The 19,357-nt window shown below is 35.7% G+C and carries 18 protein-coding genes; 1 reads left to right on the top strand and 17 read right to left on the bottom strand.

The window, feature by feature from the left end; all coding sequences use genetic code 11:
- From F5ESL0259_RS00290 to F5ESL0259_RS00255, 8 genes are all read right to left on the bottom strand, one after another.
- Entirely contained in the window at nucleotides 1-1,263 is a 1,263-nt protein-coding gene (locus F5ESL0259_RS00290) for a tellurium resistance protein TerC (RefSeq protein ID WP_122037076.1), read from the bottom strand.
- Nucleotides 1,260-2,378: an ABC transporter permease subunit gene (locus F5ESL0259_RS00285; RefSeq protein WP_122037075.1), complete on the bottom strand. Its 1,119-nt coding sequence runs from the start codon at nucleotides 2,376-2,378 to the stop codon at nucleotides 1,260-1,262. Before F5ESL0259_RS00285 ends, F5ESL0259_RS00290 begins: the two co-directional genes overlap by 4 nt.
- Before the next feature lie 227 nt (nucleotides 2,379-2,605).
- Nucleotides 2,606-4,153: a DUF4874 domain-containing protein gene (locus F5ESL0259_RS00280; RefSeq protein ID WP_122037074.1), complete on the bottom strand. Its 1,548-nt coding sequence runs from the start codon at nucleotides 4,151-4,153 to the stop codon at nucleotides 2,606-2,608.
- Nucleotides 4,086-5,516 carry a DUF4874 domain-containing protein gene (locus tag F5ESL0259_RS00275; RefSeq protein WP_122037073.1) on the bottom strand — a complete coding sequence of 477 codons (1,431 nt, stop codon included), beginning with the start codon at nucleotides 5,514-5,516 and terminating at the stop codon, nucleotides 4,086-4,088. The genes F5ESL0259_RS00280 and F5ESL0259_RS00275 overlap by 68 nt, the downstream gene beginning before the upstream one ends.
- Before the next feature lie 12 nt (nucleotides 5,517-5,528).
- A complete protein-coding gene (locus tag F5ESL0259_RS00270; RefSeq protein WP_122037072.1) occupies nucleotides 5,529-6,539 on the bottom strand; it encodes a substrate-binding domain-containing protein in 1,011 nt (336 codons plus the stop codon).
- A 282-nt stretch (nucleotides 6,540-6,821) separates the two neighbouring features.
- Nucleotides 6,822-7,655: a PTS system mannose/fructose/sorbose family transporter subunit IID gene (locus F5ESL0259_RS00265; RefSeq protein ID WP_110445352.1), complete on the bottom strand. Its 834-nt coding sequence runs from the start codon at nucleotides 7,653-7,655 to the stop codon at nucleotides 6,822-6,824.
- Entirely contained in the window at nucleotides 7,645-8,478 is an 834-nt protein-coding gene (locus tag F5ESL0259_RS00260; protein ID WP_046324038.1) for a PTS sugar transporter subunit IIC, read from the bottom strand. Before F5ESL0259_RS00260 ends, F5ESL0259_RS00265 begins: the two co-directional genes overlap by 11 nt.
- 1 nt (nucleotide 8,479) lies before the next feature.
- Entirely contained in the window at nucleotides 8,480-8,971 is a 492-nt protein-coding gene (locus tag F5ESL0259_RS00255; RefSeq protein WP_046324037.1) for a PTS sugar transporter subunit IIB, read from the bottom strand.
- Between the two features lie 166 nt (nucleotides 8,972-9,137).
- On the opposite strand from F5ESL0259_RS00255, the gene F5ESL0259_RS00250 reads away from it, so the two are divergent.
- Nucleotides 9,138-9,530, top strand: coding sequence for a hypothetical protein (locus F5ESL0259_RS00250; RefSeq protein ID WP_122025434.1), 393 nt, complete (start codon nucleotides 9,138-9,140; stop codon nucleotides 9,528-9,530).
- Nucleotides 9,531-9,681: 151 nt separating this feature from the next.
- On the opposite strand, the gene F5ESL0259_RS00245 is transcribed toward F5ESL0259_RS00250, so the two are convergent.
- The 9 genes from F5ESL0259_RS00245 to F5ESL0259_RS00205 all read right to left on the bottom strand — a co-directional run bounded on the left by F5ESL0259_RS00245 (nucleotide 9,682) and on the right by F5ESL0259_RS00205 (nucleotide 19,295).
- A complete protein-coding gene (locus F5ESL0259_RS00245) occupies nucleotides 9,682-11,169 on the bottom strand; it encodes a glycoside hydrolase family 1 protein (RefSeq protein WP_122025433.1) in 1,488 nt (495 codons plus the stop codon).
- A gap of 65 nt (nucleotides 11,170-11,234) precedes the next feature.
- On the bottom strand, nucleotides 11,235-11,945 hold the full coding sequence (locus tag F5ESL0259_RS00240) for an SDR family NAD(P)-dependent oxidoreductase (protein ID WP_122025432.1): 711 nt from the start codon (nucleotides 11,943-11,945) through the stop codon (nucleotides 11,235-11,237).
- Between the two features lie 179 nt (nucleotides 11,946-12,124).
- Nucleotides 12,125-13,705 (bottom strand): ABC transporter ATP-binding protein, encoded by a 1,581-nt coding sequence (locus tag F5ESL0259_RS00235; RefSeq protein WP_122037071.1) that lies wholly within the window; start codon nucleotides 13,703-13,705, stop codon nucleotides 12,125-12,127.
- A 186-nt stretch (nucleotides 13,706-13,891) separates the two neighbouring features.
- Nucleotides 13,892-14,350 (bottom strand): hypothetical protein, encoded by a 459-nt coding sequence (locus F5ESL0259_RS00230; protein ID WP_122037070.1) that lies wholly within the window; start codon nucleotides 14,348-14,350, stop codon nucleotides 13,892-13,894.
- Nucleotides 14,337-14,552: a helix-turn-helix transcriptional regulator gene (locus F5ESL0259_RS00225; RefSeq protein ID WP_122037069.1), complete on the bottom strand. Its 216-nt coding sequence runs from the start codon at nucleotides 14,550-14,552 to the stop codon at nucleotides 14,337-14,339. Before F5ESL0259_RS00225 ends, F5ESL0259_RS00230 begins: the two co-directional genes overlap by 14 nt.
- Before the next feature lie 114 nt (nucleotides 14,553-14,666).
- A complete protein-coding gene (locus F5ESL0259_RS00220) occupies nucleotides 14,667-15,620 on the bottom strand; it encodes an NAD(P)-dependent oxidoreductase (RefSeq protein ID WP_122037068.1) in 954 nt (317 codons plus the stop codon).
- Between the two features lie 16 nt (nucleotides 15,621-15,636).
- Nucleotides 15,637-16,605, bottom strand: coding sequence for an amidohydrolase family protein (locus tag F5ESL0259_RS00215; protein WP_110445344.1), 969 nt, complete (start codon nucleotides 16,603-16,605; stop codon nucleotides 15,637-15,639).
- 399 nt (nucleotides 16,606-17,004) lie between these two features.
- Nucleotides 17,005-17,220, bottom strand: a complete 216-nt coding sequence (locus F5ESL0259_RS00210) for a hypothetical protein (protein ID WP_046324024.1) — start codon at nucleotides 17,218-17,220, stop codon at nucleotides 17,005-17,007.
- A 128-nt stretch (nucleotides 17,221-17,348) separates the two neighbouring features.
- Complete coding sequence (locus F5ESL0259_RS00205) at nucleotides 17,349-19,295, bottom strand: M13-type metalloendopeptidase (protein ID WP_122037067.1); 1,947 nt, start codon at nucleotides 19,293-19,295, stop codon at nucleotides 17,349-17,351.
- Between the last annotated feature and the right edge of the window lie 62 nt (nucleotides 19,296-19,357).

Below are 19,357 nucleotides of genomic sequence, written 5' to 3'. Positions count from 1 at the left end.
TTAATCACCCCGCCTAACTAAAGGAATACTTTTAATTTGGGTAAACAGAAACAGTAATATTTCGATGGCAAGCATAGCTACAAGTAGTGGCCCCAGTCCTGAGTTAAAGCCCCAGCCAGGAGTATCCATTAAATAAGCTAAATTGCCTGTAGTGCTGTCACCAATTGAAAAATAAGTCATGGGCAGCTTCTCCAACACTGGATGAACAAAGCCCATTCCGAATGAGAAGTACAGTACTTTAGCACTGATAGCAAACAAACTACTGAGCATCCCTGCCACATATTCATTACGTAGAGTCAAAGACAGCAAAATTGTGAGCCTGATAAAAATAAAGGAAACAATGATTGCAAAAATAATGAATTGCAAATAATACATACCCAGCGTTTCCGTTTTAAAGATAAGTTTGAAGTCAATCCGCCCCAAATAGGCGACTGTATTCAATTTTAATGACCCCATACCATATTTAGGTGCGATACAGAGAAGAGCTATTACACTAGCTACAATAAAATCTATTAGTACTCCTACTTCGACAACCCCTGTTTTAAGCCATAGAATGGTTCGTTTACTTAAGGGAATATTTTCCAGTACCGTATAATATTTCCGGTCATTAGTCACAATGTCAGCAGCAAAGAAGCAAACTATTACTACTAATATTAGAACTGTCCAGCCAGAAAGCGAATTTTGCATTACCTGCAAAGCCGTGCGCTCTTCCAGAATATTTTTATTCAGCGGTGTTTGCCTGTTCTTTTTACCAGCTAAAAGTGCATTGTATAAATGACGCGTGCGCTGATAACCAAAATGCCCATCCTGTTGGTAATTATTACTTTTATTATAAGCAGCCGGATACAAGAAATTTTGGTTTCCTTCTGTATGAATCAGATTATCAATATATTGATAACGTTTGCTAGCATACCTAGTATATGCTTGCCAGTCATTTTTCTTTAAAGCCCTTAAAAGCTGTTTATCGTATGCTAAAACTTTGGGATATGTACCAACTGCATCTATCGCACCCTTACTGGGAAAATAAAAATAACCCGGTTTATTGGAATAAGCTATCTCTTGCCGTGCTACTTTGAGAAAAGCAGTATCGTCAATATATTCTTTTTGAATTGGTTTAGCATCGACCCGCTCAATTACTTCATGATTGGGCACACTGACCAAACCAAAATAAAGAGACATAATAATGGTAGCAATAAATAGACCAATATTTTTAGGATTGAGCAAAAATGCCTTTAATTGGAAAAGAAAATAGCGCCATCTCATCGTGCAGCCCCCTTTTTATTAACCAAATACCTAAACCAAACTACACAGACAAGTGACCAAATTAACAATATTACTGCTGCGGTGGCAAAATTTAGTCCTGCAAATCCAGTTTTACTTGCCACAGTGCCGTTAAGCACATCATTAACATTTAAGTATACAGACGGTAGCCAAGTAATGGCTTTAAGCAACTTGCTCGGTAAATAAGATAAAACATAAAGGGCAATGCCAATAAAGGTACTTAAATAAACATTTTTGGTTAGTTGGTTAAGAAGCAGCGTCAGACTGGTCACAAAGACCACCAAGACCGCTGTATAGAACAAAAAGATTAAACAATCCAGCCATATAGGAATTGCCCTAATTTTATTAAAATAAAAAACATTAGGATAATTCAAACTGCGAAAGCCGTTAAGAAGGCCGGCAAACAGATATGCGCCAATTAAACCAATAATTAATGGTATTAAAGTTAAAACCAGATTAATCATTGTTTTACCTTTTACTTCATCTTCCACACGATACGGAATATTACGTAAAACCGTTTCATGATCTAATTTAACCATCCACACATCATTGGCAATAAGCAAGATATAAAAGAAGATCAGAACAGCTATAAAGTTCACAATATAAATTAAATAAGTTACAGATACTTTTGAGCTCATTGCAGGTGGTATATGATGCTGATAAAGATATTTATATGTAACCAGTCCCTGACGCAATTGGTATTTAGGGGGTACATTTAAGGTACTGGCACCCAAATAATTATTTTGATAACCATCAAGCATAGTTTGAAATAAGTTAAGTGAACTCTCTAAATATGTTTGTGGCGACTCTAAAACTTCACCATTTTGCAGGCTGGCAATACAACCTTCCTGGGCGTTTAAATTGTCATAAGTTTGCTTATATTTTTGTTTACGTAATAAGTTACCGTTAAAATAGCTGATATTAATTTCCAGTGAGTCATAGTATGACTGCCACTGACGGTAATTATCGCCCAGATTTTGATTTCCAACCAATAAAACGAAGAAAACCATGAACACAATTAAGGCTCCCATTAGCAGAATGTTTTTCTTAGATTTGCGTGCAATATTGAAATTGGCTTTAAAATACGTGCTCTTCATGAATAATAACACCTGACTTTATGAAACTCACTAGAAACCGGTAAAAGTAATTAATAATGATTTTATCATATTTTAATCAAATTTATTATGGGTTTTAAAGGATAGTGGCTAAATTTAAAACAAAAACTAATCTCGGCTTTAATTTTAAATCAAGAAAAAAGCCGCTGAACTAACGTTTTAAGACGTAATCCAGCGGATTTTTAATGTTTAATTATAGTAATACGTATTTAATTAAGTGTCAGCAAATAATTATAGCCATCTGCAAAATTAATATTATTGGCTAAGCGGTTTCCCTTATTACTGTAACCAGTAAACTTAAAGGCTAAATACTTTGCCTGGCTAACTAAGGCTTTATCTACCTGCCATTTGATTGGTAAAGTTTGCAAAGACTGTAGGTGAGCAATATCAGTTACATCTTTAGTAGCCACTACGCTTTTAGCTGCATCCAGTAATACTAGTTCTGCTTTATTAATTAGGACAGGAGCAGCCAGGCCATAATTAGTTAGATTAACTTGATAGTCGATATTCTGTTCATTTACTTGATAGCTGATATCTTTAACTGCTAAGCGGTAGCCCAGATAATCCCTGATATATTCATACCAAGAACGACTTGCTTCATTATCATTAGTATCTTTAAACCATGATTTCTGATACGGTAATTTATATTGGTCTAAAAGTGCAGGTGTTACTAGTTGCCGTTTCCAAGCACTCAAAGAATAGTCTTTGCCGTCTTCTTTATAATTATGAGCTATACTCAATGAAGTAAAATGATGAACTGCTAGACGTTGAGCAATCAGTGGTGCAGAAATTAACTGACCGTTATTGTCTGATGCATTGGCAGAACCCCAAATCATTTCACCGTCAACCGGTACGCTCTGAGATTGTTCTGCCATCGCCTGCCATTCAGCAGAATTAGAATCAGCACCTGCAGTATTCCAAACATGAGGACGACCAATCAGGTAATCATCATGGAATCCAACTCTTTGCCAGTCAGAACTCTGCGGATCAATATTTCGTGACTTGATATTGTAATATCTGACTTGAATAAATAAATCTTTAGGGGTATTAGCTAACAAGGCCTGGAGAATTTCTTTTTCATTCATACGGCTACGGGCACCGCTGTCCCATTCTCCCCAAGCTCCAATAAATCCTGCTTGTAAATTCGCTATTTGATCGCGATGCTGGGCAATCCAGGGTGCTAGCTGTTTAATATGTGCAACTACCTGCTCAGTCGTAGGTTCCTGAGACTTTGGATGAGCATCGTCCCAAATATAAGCAAAGCGCAATACAGCCTGCAAATGGTATTGCTTTAACTTTTGGAAATATTGATCCATATTATTAAAGGCCGTTTGATCTAAGGGCTTATTTTTATAATCTGTTAGATAAAAGTATACTTGTGCAAGTCGCGGATTATCAGCAGAAAATGTAGCTACCGCATTTTGCATTTGCGCTATCCCGGTTTTATCCGCATTAGCCCATAAGCCCTTGCCGGTCTTAACATTTAAATTTAACTCTAAACGAAAGCCGCGATCGGTATTGTTAGCCATTTCTTGATTTTGTTGTTCGGTTAGGGGCTTTTCGTCATATCCAGTAACGGTTGCGGCCTTTACTGAAGATAAATTTTGCTGGCTTGGTAAAAGAAATAGCCCTAAAAATACAGCTATTAAAGTTAGTTTCTTAAATGCTTTTTTCATAATGATGCCTCGGTCATAATTTAAACCAATTGAAGCCATCTGCCCATTGACACTCATTAGCCAGACGTGCCGTACTACCATTGGTAGCAAGCAGTTTGACTCCGACTTTGTCAGGCTGATCAGATTTAGTCAATGGAATAACCGTAGTTATTTCATTATTAGTTTGTAAAGTGCTTTTTTCTACTAAAGCTTTACCAATAACATCCTGCTGCTTATTCACAGCCAGCAATTCTATTTTCGCCAAAGCTAAAGGTGCAGCAAAACCTGTATTTTTCAGTGTAAGGTAAACTGCAGCATTTAAAGCAGAATTATAGCTAATTTGTGTAGTCTCTAGGCGATAGCCTAAATAATCACGTAAATATTCAAAATAATTTCGTTTAATTGGCTGCTTTTTCTGATCCCAAAACCATGAAGATTGATATGGCCAATGCTTTTCATCTAATAAATCCGGTGTAACAGGAACATGCTTCCAATATTCAAATGAACCTGTTTGAGGGAATTTAAGCCCTTCTGGTTTGCCAGTTCTCTTTAATTCATTTTCTAGCGTCACGTTAAAATATGAATTAGTTTCTATTTCATGGTAATTATGCGCAATACTCAAAGTAGTGAAATGATTCTCAACCATTCTTTGCGTCATCAATTCAGGAGCGACATATTTTGTTTCTAAATACATAGGATTGGCAAATAACCAAATGCTTTCCCCATCAACAACTGTATTTTTTGATTCTCTTAATAGTTGCTGGTATTCATTAGATTCATGATTTTTACCAGCCGTATTCCATTCGTGGTCAATTCCAATTAGAAAATCATCATGAAAGCCAATTCGCTGTTCATTCCATTTTTCAGTGACATTTATATTACGGTTTTTAATATTTAAGTAGCGTACTTGAACCGTCAAATCTTGGGGAGAATTTAACAACAAACTATGAAGAATAGTTGATTCATCAGTAGTATCACGAGCATGTTGCGACCATTCACCCCAAGGGCCAATGATTCCTGCTTGTAAAGCGTGAATCTGCCTGCGGTGTTCCTGCAGCCAACCTGATAACTGCTCCAAATGCTGCTGTACCCTGTGCACACTGGGGGCTTGTCTATAAGGCATTTTATCTTCAGAAATATATGCAAAACGCAGCAGTGCCTTTAAGTTTAACTTAGCCAGTTCGTCAAAAAAGGCATTCATGTGGTTAAAAGCCTGTGCATCCAGCGGTTTATGTTGATAACCTGTTAAGTAAAAATAAACCTGCACTATTCGCGGCTGATCATCGGTATACAGTGATGCTTCTCTTTTCAAAGCAGCGATAGCATCTTGATCAGCATATTCATAAATGCTCTTACCTGTTTTTACATCTAAATAAACTTCAAAGCGAAAGCCACGATCAGGATTTATTAATAAAGTCTTAGTCTGATCTCCACTTAACTGCTTGGGATAATAATTTGACATCATTGGCCTCCAATATTAATTGCCAGTACTTTCTCGCAAAATTAGTTTAACTTCTAATAACGTTGTAGCGGCGCGCGTCTTTTTTTCTATTATGTCTTCTCTAATTAAATGGACAGCAGTTATACCCAGGTCTTTTTCCGGAACAGAAACTGATGACAATCTGGGAATATAATATTGCGCCATTTGAATATTATCGAACCCAATAATATGGTAATCGGCAGGAGCATGAAAACCTTTTGTATGCAATTCCTGCATTATTCCAATTGCCAATTGATCATTTCCAGCTAAAATTCCTTTGGGTAAAGTAGGTAATTGTGCAATTTCTTTACCCGCCTGGACGCCATCTTCAATGCTCCAACCCGGAGTAAGAATTGAACACTCATCTTGATCATGCAACTTCATCCACTCCCGGTAGCAATTTAAACGAACCTCACCTTTTGCTTGAGTTTTTTCTCCTTGCAAATTAGTCATATAACGGGGGCCACCAACATATACGATATTGGTTTGAGCAAATTTTTCTAGTTGTGTTAAAGCTTCTTTTACTCCGGCAGTTAAATTAGCATTAACCAGCTTGACGGAATTATTTTTATATCTTGCTTCAATAATGACGATATTAGAGTTCAATTTTTTTAGTTCGCTAATGGCTGATTCGGACAAGCTGCCGATAACAATCACGCCGTCCCAATAATACAGTCCATCCCAAAATGAACTATCCAAAGAGTTATTTAAATAATAGATAGAACTCAATGTCATTTTTTCTCTTTTGAGTTCTTCAATGATTCCCTGTTTTATTTGTTGGTAATACGTATATTCTGCTACTTGATCTAAGTCTATAGTTGTTAATACGCCAACAACTGGACATTTTTTGCTTTTACTTTTGATATGATAATTTAATTTTTTTGTAGCCGCTAAAACTTTGATCCGTGTTTGATCAGTAACATTCAAAGAAGTGTCTTCATTTAATATTCGTGAGACTGTACTTGCTGAAACACCTGCTAACTTAGCTACCTGTCTGATATTAGCCATCTTATCTTCTCGTCTTTCATATTTGGGTGTTATAACAGGTGCTATTAATATAAATTTCTTAAAAATATAAACTTTTAGAACCTGATATTCTACACATAATTGTTGCTATTACGGCATTTTTGCAATTATGATAACAAATATTTTTTGCAGTTCAAAGAAAAGACGGTTGTATTATTATTGAAAAATACATCCGTTTTTTCTTACTTTACCTGCTTAAATTTAGTAATATGCTTTTTCTCAGCAGATAATCTGATTACTTATTAATTTCTATATTTCATGCTATTAGGCAACAACTTTCAAGTTGAACAAAACAATAGCCAAGATTAGAACAAACCAAGTTGCTCTAGTTGAGTTCATATGTTTGCGATCCAGTAGCCAATAAATAAAGGCAACTAGTAAAACTGGCATAAGCGATGGCATAATCTGATTAAAGATATCCTGCAATTTCATCGAAACTTTCCCAGCTCTAAAGATGAACGGAATCTTTAACGTAATAACAGTTGGAATCAAAGCTCCTACAACCGTTACCCCTAGCAAAGTTGCTGAGTCAGTCAGTGCATTAAGCTTAGAACTCATTGAAGTAACTAAGTTGACACCTTGCTTGTAAGCAAACGGCATCCAAGTATACGCCCAAATGTAGAGAACGCCTAGTGCAACCATCCATAAAATAGCACCAAACGGATTACCTTTAAGGGCCATGTATGATGCAATGGCACCAAAAATAGTGGATTGAACGGTACCTAATAAAGTATCACCTACGGCAGCAAATGGTCCCATAAGACCAGTTTTAATACCTCTTACACCGTCAACTGACTTAATCCCCTCTTTTTCTTCAAGAGCAATATCGACACCTTGGATAATAGAACCCATATGCGGACTAGTGTTAAAGTATTCAGACTGCACCCGCATCATTTTCTTCATATCTTCAGGCTTGTCACCATACAACTTACGTAAGATTGGCATTTGTGAACCAACATAACCTGGAGCCATCATAGTTTCGTAGTTCCAGCTTAATGCAGAGGTAAAAATCCAGCGTAAGTTAGCACTACGAATATCTTTTTTAGTTAACTTATGACTTTGCTCCGTCGTAGTCTTTTCTGTAGTATTATTCTTCATCACCGGTAATTACTCCTTTATCATCAATACCCATTTCAGCAGCTTTTTGTGTATCTAAGCCATTACTGTCGCCACCAGATTGGTTCTTATTATGAATGATAGAATTATAATGATTAATGGCAAAGCCTACTCCGATCAGCGCTACACCAAGCATTGGCACATTTAAGTAAGCAGCAGCTACAAAGCCAAAAATCATGTACGCACCAAATTTCTTAATAGGCAGATAATGCATTAAGATGGCAATACCAACAGCTGGTAACATAGTTCCGGCAGATTTTAATCCACCCATTAACCATTGTGGCATGTAATTCAGCACATTTTTGACAAATGCTTCACCAAAAATTAGCACCAATAATACGGGCACTGACCGTGAAAGCCCCCACGGAATAGCCCCATAAAGACTATTTCGTACAACAGCTTTATCATCGTTACGATCGATTGCCTTATCAATTCTGTGTGCAAAGTAGGTATTAGCAAAACGAGCCAAAATATCAAGTTGCACCATCAATAGGCCAACAGGAATAGCAACACCAATACCGTAGTTAATTCCTTTTCCTGAAATATGTGCAATTGCAGTACCTATGATTGCTCCAGTGGCATAATCAGGAATCGAAGCACCACCAAAAGTACCGACTCCCAATATCATTAACTGTAATGTTGCTCCTACGGCCAAACCTAATTTCATATCGCCGACAATTAGTCCTGCAATTAATCCAGCATTAACTGGGTTACCAAAACCAATACCAACTGTGATAATTTCATTGATTTGGAAGAAAGCGAACAAAGACAGCAAAATTATTTGAACTACACTCAATGAATTCATATTATTTCTCCATCCGTTTATTTAATTCAGACATAAAGTCTTCTCTAGAATCGTTCGGGACCATCTGGTGGTAAAGCTTTACTCCCCGAGCATCAAGTTCTTTAAAAGCCTTTATTTCTTCGTCATTTACTCCCACGCTCTTGAACAGTTGCAGTCTGCCTTCACCACTTGGCAAGTTACCAACGTTAACTTCTTTAATTGGTACTCCTGCATCAACCATCTGAACCAGAGCTTCCGGTTCACGTGTAATAATAAATATTTTTTGGTCGGCATAGCGGCCCTGAACAATATTGTTACTTGCACGATCCGGTGGCAAAATACTTAAAGCTGCCTGGGTAGGACGAGCTAATTTCAAAGCAGTTTTTTCCAAGTCATCTTTAGATACTTTATCGCCAACAACCATTAGTCGTTCTGCTCCTAATTGCCCAGTCCACACACGAGCTACTTGACCATGAATTAGACGGCTATCAACTCTGACATTTACTAACTGCACAATTCATTACCTCCTTCTTGTTATCGCTTACATCAACTTACACTAAAATTATAGTTTATATATTTTGTTTTGTAAACATAATTTTTTTTAGTAAACAACATTGACATTGATTTGTTTTATTAATAAGCTAATCTTAAACAACTATTATTAAAGAAAGCGTGCCGGTATGATTACAGTTCAACGATCAAAAAATAATATTTCAATGGGTAAACCTACAACTGTAATAGTCAATGGTTTAAGGGTAGGCAGTATCGCTGCAGGTTATGCTTTAAAACTAAACTTAAAAAAAGGAGACACACTGCAACTCACCCAAGGCGGATTAAATCGCTCGCCCAAAATGATTATTAATAAGACTGACGCTCATTATAAAGTAATTCCTAATCCCAAGTCCTCTGTCTTAATAGCCGTCATGGTCGCAGCCTTATTATTAATCCCGCCTATGATTAAAAGCTATGTTCCTTTTTCACAAAATGTTTCAGCAATTATTATTTTTTTAATCTTTTTACTTATTGAATTAGTTTTCAATTTCCGCTGTGGTTTACTTATCGAAGAAATTTAATAAAAGTGCAGCAAATGTTGCAGTTTTAACTTTTATATGCAAAAAAGCTGATAATTGTCGCTTTACCCGACATTTATCAGCTTTCTTACATTAGTATTGGTAAACAAAACAATTAAGAGCTAACACAAAACTAATTTTCCTGAATTAAATTTTATTTAAGTGATTGGCCATTCGTTTCTATTACATTTTTATACCAATATGCCGATTTTTTAAGCATCCGTTTATATGTTCCTTTTCCATCATTATGCTTATCTACATAAATTAAGCCATATCGCTTATCCATTTCACCAGTACCTGCAGAAACTAGGTCTATACAACCCCACATTGTATAACCCATTAAATCAACACCATCTTTTTCAACTGCGTCAAGCATCGATTTTAAGTTCATTTTTAAATATTTAATTCTATAATCATCTTCAATTTTTCCATTTTCATTTATTTTATCAATAGCACCTAAACCATTTTCAACAATCCATAATGGTTTATGGTACCTATCATATAATGTATTTAAAGCTATTCTGAGCGAGTTGGGATCTAAAGCCCAGCCCCAGTCATTTGTTTCAAGATATGGATTTTTCACACCAGCTTGTAAATTAGCTGAAAAGTCTGTCTCTCCATTATGAGTAGTAACTGTATTTGAAGTGTAACAAGAAAAGCTTAAGAAATCGGCTCTAAAATGATTAATTAACTCGTAATCTTTAGGAGTATCATTTAATTTAATATGCTCTCTCTTATATTCTTGAAGCTTATAATCAGAGTAAAAGCCTCCAGTTTGGACATCAGCATAGAACAATGTATCTTGCATCATTTTCATTGCTGCTAACTGGTCGTTAGGATCTGAAGTTAATGCATATACTGGACTATATGCTACCATTTCTCCGACCTTCAATTCTGGATCAATTTCATGAGCCATTTTGACAGTCATAGCACTAGCAACAAATTGATTATGTGCAGCTTGAGCTCTTTTCTCTTTTGAACCATCAATTAATCCACCTGCTAAGAATGGATTTACATCCATACAATTAATTTCGTTGAATGTTAGCCAATATTTGACTCTATCATGATATCTATTAATTACTAACTCAGCATATCTCATAAATAGTTCAATTAGCTTTCTACTTTCCCAACCATTATATTTAATTGCTAAGTGTAATGGTGTTTCATAATGAGAAAGAGTTACCAAAGGCTCTATATTATATTTTTTTAGTTCATTAAATACTTTATCATAAAATTCAAGTCCTTTTTGATTCGGCTTTTTTTCCTCTCCGGTAGGAAATATTCTTGACCAATTGATACTCATGCGGAAAGTTTTAAAACCTATTTCAGCAAAAAGCTTTATATCTTCCTGGTAGTGATGATAAAAGTCTGATGCTTCATGACTTGGATAGTAATATTTTTGATCAATAACAGCTGGTACTGTTCCCTCAGGTACAACTCTTTGTCCTGAACCAAATAAGAAGTCTTTAGCGCCTGTTGCACCTGTTTTCAAATTTTTCCAAGTTACCTTTCTAGGCTTTCCATAAGAGCCATTAGTCATTACATCCGCAGTACTTAAACCTTTACCATCTTCTAAATATGCTCCTTCATATTGGTTGGCAGCCGTTGCACCACCCCATAAAAAGTTTTGATTAAATCCCATAATAGTCTCCTTAATTATTAAGAATTAAATAAAGTATTATTTTTTATAGTAACACTTTTTGAAAGCTAGATTTTTAGTTTAGTTATTTGATACATCTTTGCTAAAAACTTATTTTGTAAGTCAATATTATCAACTCTAGCGTCATAATTAGTTTCTTTTAAATGATAAAAGTACTTGCCTGAAACCGCATTATTATCTAATGTTGCCAAATATACTTGCGTTGAATAACCCTGAATTAAGCTGTCCGTTGCTTGTGATCCTCCCATTCTTGTTGGTACCCAACCCGGATCTACAGTAGTCACAATGGTATTTTTATAAAGCCTTGCTATGCTTTTAGCTAGCAAAAGTACCTGCAGCTTAGAAGAAGAGTAGTCCGTATCCTTCTCTATTTGATCAATTTCCAAGCTCGCACCTAAATGCATGTTAGATGAAGTAAATATTATTTTCTTAGGAATTCTGATTAATGAGGACATTATATAAGGTGCTAAAACATTCACTTTAAAAATGAGCTCATTATTCGAACTATATACACCTGCATTATGAATAATAGTATCCAGTTGACCCAATTTATTTATTTCTTTTGAAAGTCTAATAACTTCTGACCTTTTTCCTAAATCACCTATTAAAACATTTTTTGCTTGTGGTAATTTGTTTTTTACATAAATTGCTTTTTCTTTATTTCGAGCATGTAAATAAACTTCATTACCATTTTCAATCAATTTTTTAGCTGCTAAAAAACCTAACCCAGTAGTAGAACCTGTTACAAAAATTTTCATATTGTAAACTCTTTTTATATAAAAAAGGAAGTATCACCTCTAAAAGACTATATAACTAGGTCTTTTACAAGGTTATACTTCCGAAGAATAATGATCTTTTATTTACACAGATTATAAGATAATTTATCTATTTCTGCAATTTAAATTACAAAAATATTTTTCTATAGTAGTTTTATAGTTTAATGATTGCCAATATAATCATTAAAATCAATTACAGCATCATAACGCTTTAGTTCAGCCGGTTCATAATGGTGAATAACCTCAATGAAAGTAAAATCCGAATCAAACAAGTAGTCATGAATTGCTTGAGAGGTTGCCTTATCTAATGAGGCATTAACCTCATCCAGTAATAAAATTGGTCGTTTGGCTAAGATAGCCCTTGCCAGTTCAATTCGGGCTAATTGCCCACCCGATAATTGATCAGCATTATCACCTAACTGGTAGTCAAAGCCTTTTTCTTTAACCAGCTGCCCCAGTTCCAAATGTTCGCAAACCTCTGTTACCTTTTCTCGTGGGATGTCCGCACCTAAGGTAAGATTAAACCATAATGAATCGGCAAAGATGACCGCGCTTTGGCTTGAATATGCAAACAGATTAGTAAAAGAGCCCGGTTGTACTGCTTTTTGATTAAGCAACTCTTCTTGTGCTTGGCCGTAATCGCCATACATTAAATATTGGAGCATGGTAGATTTACCAGAACCAGACGGTCCAATGACCGCAACTTTTTGTCCTTTGGCAACTGCAAAATTAATTTGACTAGCTAATTCTTTACCCTGCCGCTTTAACGTTAGATCTTTTATTTCTAGTTGCTTAAAGTCGTCAGTAGCAACACCGTTTTGCGGCTTTTGTTCCCCTTTAGCAACAAACTGCTTAATCTTGTTAACGATACCCTTCGTGGTAGATAAATTGTTTCGTTCATTTAAAATTTGCAGGATAGGGTTAACAAATGAGTTAGAAAGCTGGGTAATGGCAAATAAAGCTCCCAAAGTTATTTGACCATTGACTACCAATAATGTCCCAAAAGCAAATGGTAGTAAAAAGGCACTGGCAATCGCAATAACATTAAGATAGGTATTAGTATTATTATTCAGCACATTCATTTTGGCCAGTTTTTCTTCCAAGCGATCAACGACACGCTTATTCTGCTTAACAGCATTGTCTTGCTTGCCGTATAAGTTAAAAGTTCCGGTACCAGCTAAAATATTTTTAGTTTGACTGACATATTTATCGTTGGCCTTAGTCCAATCACCTGATGCCTTTTGAATTGGTTTTTGAAAAAAGTTGGAGACGATTGTAGGGATTGCTGAGCCCACGAAATAAATTAAGGTAACAAACCAGTTTAAATATAAAGCATAACCCAGCGCCAAAATAACGGTATAGGCATAGATCAGAATTTCAATTTCAGCTTCATAACGATTAGTTTCTAATAACTTAAAGTCGTTAGTTAAAAAACCTAAATCAGAGCTGTCTTCTTCTTTATTTAGCAGCATTCCTTTCAGTACTTTAGATCTCAACTTAGTGTTAATTTGCTTAACTGCATCGGTTTTTAAGTAATTAAATATTAATCCTGAAATTAAGATTATAGTCAGCGCTACTATGATCTGCGTTACTAAAGAAGGTAAAGCTGAAAATTGTCTCTTAGTTGCCATATTGATCAAATTACTAAGCATATAAGCAGCAAAGATATTTAAAGTACTGTATATCAAACCGAAAACATTAAGCCAAAAGAATTTTAAATGTGAATAGTTATGGTAAATCATTATTTTTCTCCCTCAGTTTTGTTAATAATTTTTTCATTCTTAAAAGATGATAAATTAATTAAACTTGAGAAAGACTTTGATTACAATACTATTTGACTAAGAGGTCACTATCAGGAATGTAAGTGGGACAAATTTTATACTAAAATGCAAAACCAGTTTTATAACCCTGTAAATATTTAGACCTCACTAATTTCTAAGTTCATTAGTAATACCCATAATTACCTCAATTAATAATAATAAGTTCCATAAAACACTTAAAGTAGCGGCAATGGTTATCAATATTATGACCAGTGTCGTAAACCCTTGAGCTTCATACATGAACGCCGCCCCAATCAGAAAGACCAGGCTCAGAATATAAATTAACCAGTTAGCTATTTTATACATTTGGTGATCAGTTTTCACTGCAATAAACTCATCACGCTCATCTTCATCATCTTTATCTGTGCCCACAGTTTTAGCCTTATAAAAAAGATAAACAGCAACACTAATAGCAAAAACTGCATAAATAATATTTTTCGGTATATCGGTTTGCCTGCGGTGCTGCAGAATTTCTAAACTGATCAGCGCCAACTCAAGAAGTGCTAATAATGTAAAAAAGCATGCTGAGAAATAATATTTGAGCTTTCTTTTCTTATTCTTTTTCATTTTCTAAGTACTCCTCTAAACAAAACAAGGTTTCAATATCGGTCCTAAAAACTTGCGCTAGTTTATACGCCAAGATGAGTGAGGGCTTGTATTTACCCTTTTCTACTGAGATAATCGTTCTTTCAGTGACACCCACTTTAGCGGCAAGCTCACGCTGCGTTAAGTGCAGCTTTTTTCTATTTTCCTTAACTAAATTTTTGATAATCTCACCTTCTCATTAACATGAAGTATATTTCATGTAGTTAGCTTCATATTATATTGAAGTAAAAGAAAAAAATCAAGCAAAAACTTGGTTTTTATTCATACTTATTTTGTGCTAATTAACTTGGTTTAATGGCTTGTGATCCCTTAAATATGAAATGAGATTTTGTGAAGCCTCAGTAGTAATATTTGTGCGAGCAGCAAGCGTCCCTGAACCCGCGTGAGGTGACAAAATTACATTGTCTAATTTGCAGAGTGCTTGTGGCACCTTGGGTTCAGTTTCATAAACATCTAAACCTGCTCCCGCAATATCACCGTTTTGCAATGCGGCAATTAAATCATTTTGTTTAATCAATTTACCCCGAGCGACATTGATAATATAAGCTGTCTTTTTCATTTGCTTAAAAACTTGAGCGTTGAAAACGCCTGCTGTAGTAGGAGTTGCAGGAGCATGCAGAGTAATTACATCCGCTGTTTTAACTAAAGTAGCAAAATCCACGTAATGAACATTCTTCTTTGCTTCTTCTTGAGAACTTAAACGATGTCTATTATGGTAAATAACTTTCATACCAAAAACTTGGGCATACTTTGCTACCTGAGAACCAATGCGGCCCATACCATAAATACCGAGCGTTTTTCCCTTGAGCCCTGTTCCCATATTTTCCGGCTGAGAAACATTAACCCATTTTCTTTCACGAATGGTTTTATCATAAAAATGCAGGCGTCTTACAGTCGCTAACATTAAGGCAAATGTCATTTCAGCGGTGGGAATAAGAACGCTTTTAGGACAATTGGCCACAACAATTCCTTTTTGCTTTGCATAATCAATATCAATGTGATCAAAGCCAACGCCATTAGCAGTAATAATTTTTAAATTAGTGCCGGCATCTATCAGTTCCCGATCGCCTTTCATTCCAGTGAGTATCACCCCATCGTATTCAGCTAAATGAGCTAAAACCCACGCTCTACCCGCTGTTTCTGGTTTACAAGTTACTGTGAAATTCTTTTTTAACTTCGTTAGACCTGCATCTGGAACAATTCCAGTTACCAAAACTTTTGTCTCTTTCATTTCCTAGGGCCTCTTATCATTTTTTTAAAACAGGATCTGCGCTATCACGCATTGCCTGCACATTTTGTGGCTTAAAATAAATGCGGTTAGCATTATTATACATGACATCTTCTAATTCTGCCTCAGTGAAAATATTAGTAGCTGCCAGCCAAGTTGCTAAATTATGGTACGAATTAAAAGTTGATGACAACGGGGAATCTGTGCCCCAAAAAATCCTTTTAGCCCCCAGAATCTTTTTGGCTAGTGCAACATCTTTTTGGCAACGAGGAAACGGAAAATCAGTTTCATTTTCAATATCTTGAATCGCTGAAATTTCCGTAGTGATATTAGGATACGGTTGCCATTGTTCTAAAGCATTTTCCAAGCGATTCAAATGGTCGGCATTGGGAAAAGACAGATGGCAAACAACAAAATCCAGTTTGGGATATCGTTTTGCCAAGTTAACAATTGCTTCTGGTTCATAGCTAATTTGCCTATAATTACCATAATCAACAGCGATCACAAATCCAGGATAATCCGCAAAAAAGTGAAAAAGTTTGCCTAATTCAGGTGCAGTATCCAAACGAAATGGTTGATGGTAGCCTTGTAAGCCACCGCCCTGACTAATTTCAAATTTAATTGCTCTGAAACCCAAGTCTTCCACATGACGCCTAACAATTTTCATTGCATCATCTGCAAATGGGTCTACTGAAAATGCCGCAATAAATTTCTCAGGGTACTTTTTAACCGCTTGATAAGAATAGTAATTTTGAAAGCCATACAAACTGCCTTGCAGTAAAACTGCTTTTTCTACTTCATTTTCCTGCATTACTTTTAAAGCGGATTCCGCTGTAAAGTCATGATCACCCCAGCCATTAGGGATTAGCTTGAGAAAAGTACCATTATCCCATATTGCCTTGCCATTTCCCAAAGGTGTCATTCGCCCTTGACCGGATAAGCCTGCAATTGAGCGCACCAGGTGAAAATGCCCGTCAATTTTTTTCATTTGTAATTATCTCCTTACAGTTATTCTTTAACGCAATAAATTTAAATAATGTAATTATCTAAATGCCAAAGACGCAACATAATATTAATATAAGAAACCATTATACTTCATCTATATTAAGCGAGCAAAAATACCTGACACTATTTAATACATATCAGGTATCTGTCTTATCTATTGTCTGTCATTTTGCTTATTGCAGCGTCAACTTCTTAAGGGTTGTTTCCGTTTAATATAATGAAATATTCCAAAGAAATAACTTGTGAACATTTATTCTGAGAAAAATACTCTTTTGTGCGCTAAGTTTCTATGAGCTGGTTCAAAAATAAAACCAGCAGCTTTCCTTTTCTGGTCGCATATTTATTTAGGGCAATTTTAATGGCACAACATTCCCTTTTTATCTTACTTATCCCTTGTCAGTTTTAAAATTACACTGACCGCTGTTGCCGCAATAGCAGCTACAATCAGCCAGCCAAGAGCGTTTTGCGGTCGGTTATATGCAATAACCGGAGCCATACTCCACAACTGATTGTTAGAGATAGCAACTGCAACAATGCCAATCACAACAAGCCACAAAACAATTGCTAATATAGTAGTTAGTCTTTGAATATTTTTCATTATTATTTTCTCCTGCCTAAAAAATTATTTTTACTATTTTTCTAGCATCACGTGCTGGACTTATATCTGTTTTAGCACAAAGCAGGAATTAATTTTCTTAAAAAATACTTAATTTATAGTATCAAATTTTACCAGACTTGTACTCGTTTATCTGGATCAAGCCACATACCATCTCCTTCTTTAACATTGAAAGCCTGATAGAATTCCTCTTGACATTGAACCTGCACATTTGCTCGAGCCTGAGAAAGTGCATGAACATCAGACGCGGCGATTAATTGCCAAAATTCAGGCTTAGCGTTTGTTGCCCAAATTCGCGCATAGTTTTCAAACAAAGTTTTGGCGTCTCCACCTTCTTGCTTATTAGCTGCAACAGCTACTGTCAAGCCACCCTGATCACCAATGTTTTCTGAAACTGTTAATTTACCGTTGATTTTGCTCGTACCAACTTCAACGCCATCAAACAGCTTAATTTCAGCTTTGACCCTTTTATTAAACTCGGCATAATCTTCATCAGTCCACCAGTTTTTCATATTACCTAATTCATCAAATTGAGCACCGTTGTTGTCAAACGCATGCGAAATTTCATGACCTACCACTGCACCAAAACCACCGTAATTAGCTGCTCGATCTTGCTGTAAATCATAAAAAGGCTTTTGGAGTAAAAGTGCTGGGAAAGTAATGTCATTACTTGGCGGATTATAACAAGCATTTGGTTCTACCGCTGACATTATCCAAAGTGATTGATCAACCGGTCTGTTAATATCTGCAAAGTTATCCTTAAGTTTAATTTGATTATTTATTTTAACATTACTATATAGGCTGCCTCCCTCTAGAGCTGGTGTTATCTTGAATTTGTCATAGAACCCTTGAACATGCTCTGGATAGCCGATTTTTAAGACTAAAGTATCTAGCTTCTTTAATGCCTTTTTCTTAGTGGTATCTGACAGCCAAGTATTCTTTTTTAAATGATCTTGGTAAACCGCAATCATATTCTTAACGATTTTAGTAGCATCAGCTTTGGCCTCAGCACCCAAGTATTTTTCACCATAATATTGACCAATGACATCGCCAAATAATCTGACCGTTTCATCATAAGCAAAGCGCTCGTCTGTAACTAAAGAATCTATGCCGTACATTGCTTTTCTTAGTGGCAGTATTGCCTTTCTAAATTTACGTGATAAATATCCAGCTGCTTGATTAATAAAATATCCGATTAGCCAACCCTTTAATTCAGAGAAATGTTGTTCATTAAACAATTCATCAAATTTAGCTAAATAGCCTGGCTCAGTAACATTAATTTTTTTAGCAGTTTCAAGTCCATTTTCTTTCATCAAATCAGCTAAATGAATATTTTTACTCTGGTTTGCAAATTCTGTCATACCCATTGGATGATAGATATTTTCAATTTTAGAATTATACTCTGCTGATTGGTAAACCTGCGCCAAACGCTGATCCAATTTAACTGCTCCTGTGGCGTATTGTTCAGCTTCATCCTGCTTAATACCACTCATTACCAACAAGTTAATGGTTTGCTTTTGCCAAACATCAAGCAAGTCGGCAGTTTTTTCATTACCATAATAACTGGTATCGGCCAAAATCAAATTTTGCCGGTAAAAAGTGACAATATTTAGTTGTGCATCCTTAAAATCTGGTTCCACTTCAAACTTAAATGGCAAGTTGTCGGCTAGCAACAAATTCGTTAAGTTCTTGTTGACATCAGCTAAATTATTGAGACCGGTTAAAAAAGTCAAGTCTTCCTTAATTGGAGCGGCACCGTCAGCGGCTCTTTTTTCTTCGTCTTCAGCTATCCGGTAAAATTCAACTGCTTTGTTAAAGTTCTTAACTTGGGGAACTGGTTTTTTACCAGCAATAAAAGCAGAAAAATCTTTTAAAAGGTGTTTACGCGTTTGTTTATCTGCTATATCAAAACTACTAATCCACGGCTCACCCGCAGGGACAGGATTGTCCTTTAGCCATTTTGAATTTACAGCCAAGTAAAGGTTATCTTGTTCACGGGCATTTACATCTGGCTTAGTAGTATCGCCAAAGCCACCACGAATATTAAATTTAGTCATTTGTTTTTCTCCTTGTTTTTAATTTTTTTATTATCATAATGGTACATTAACAAAGCAAGGCC

Origin of the sequence: Lactobacillus sp. ESL0259 (genome assembly GCF_003693045.1) — a bacterium.
Taxonomy (GTDB): domain Bacteria; phylum Bacillota; class Bacilli; order Lactobacillales; family Lactobacillaceae; genus Lactobacillus; species Lactobacillus melliventris.
This window is presented reverse-complemented; position numbering and strand designations above follow the sequence as displayed.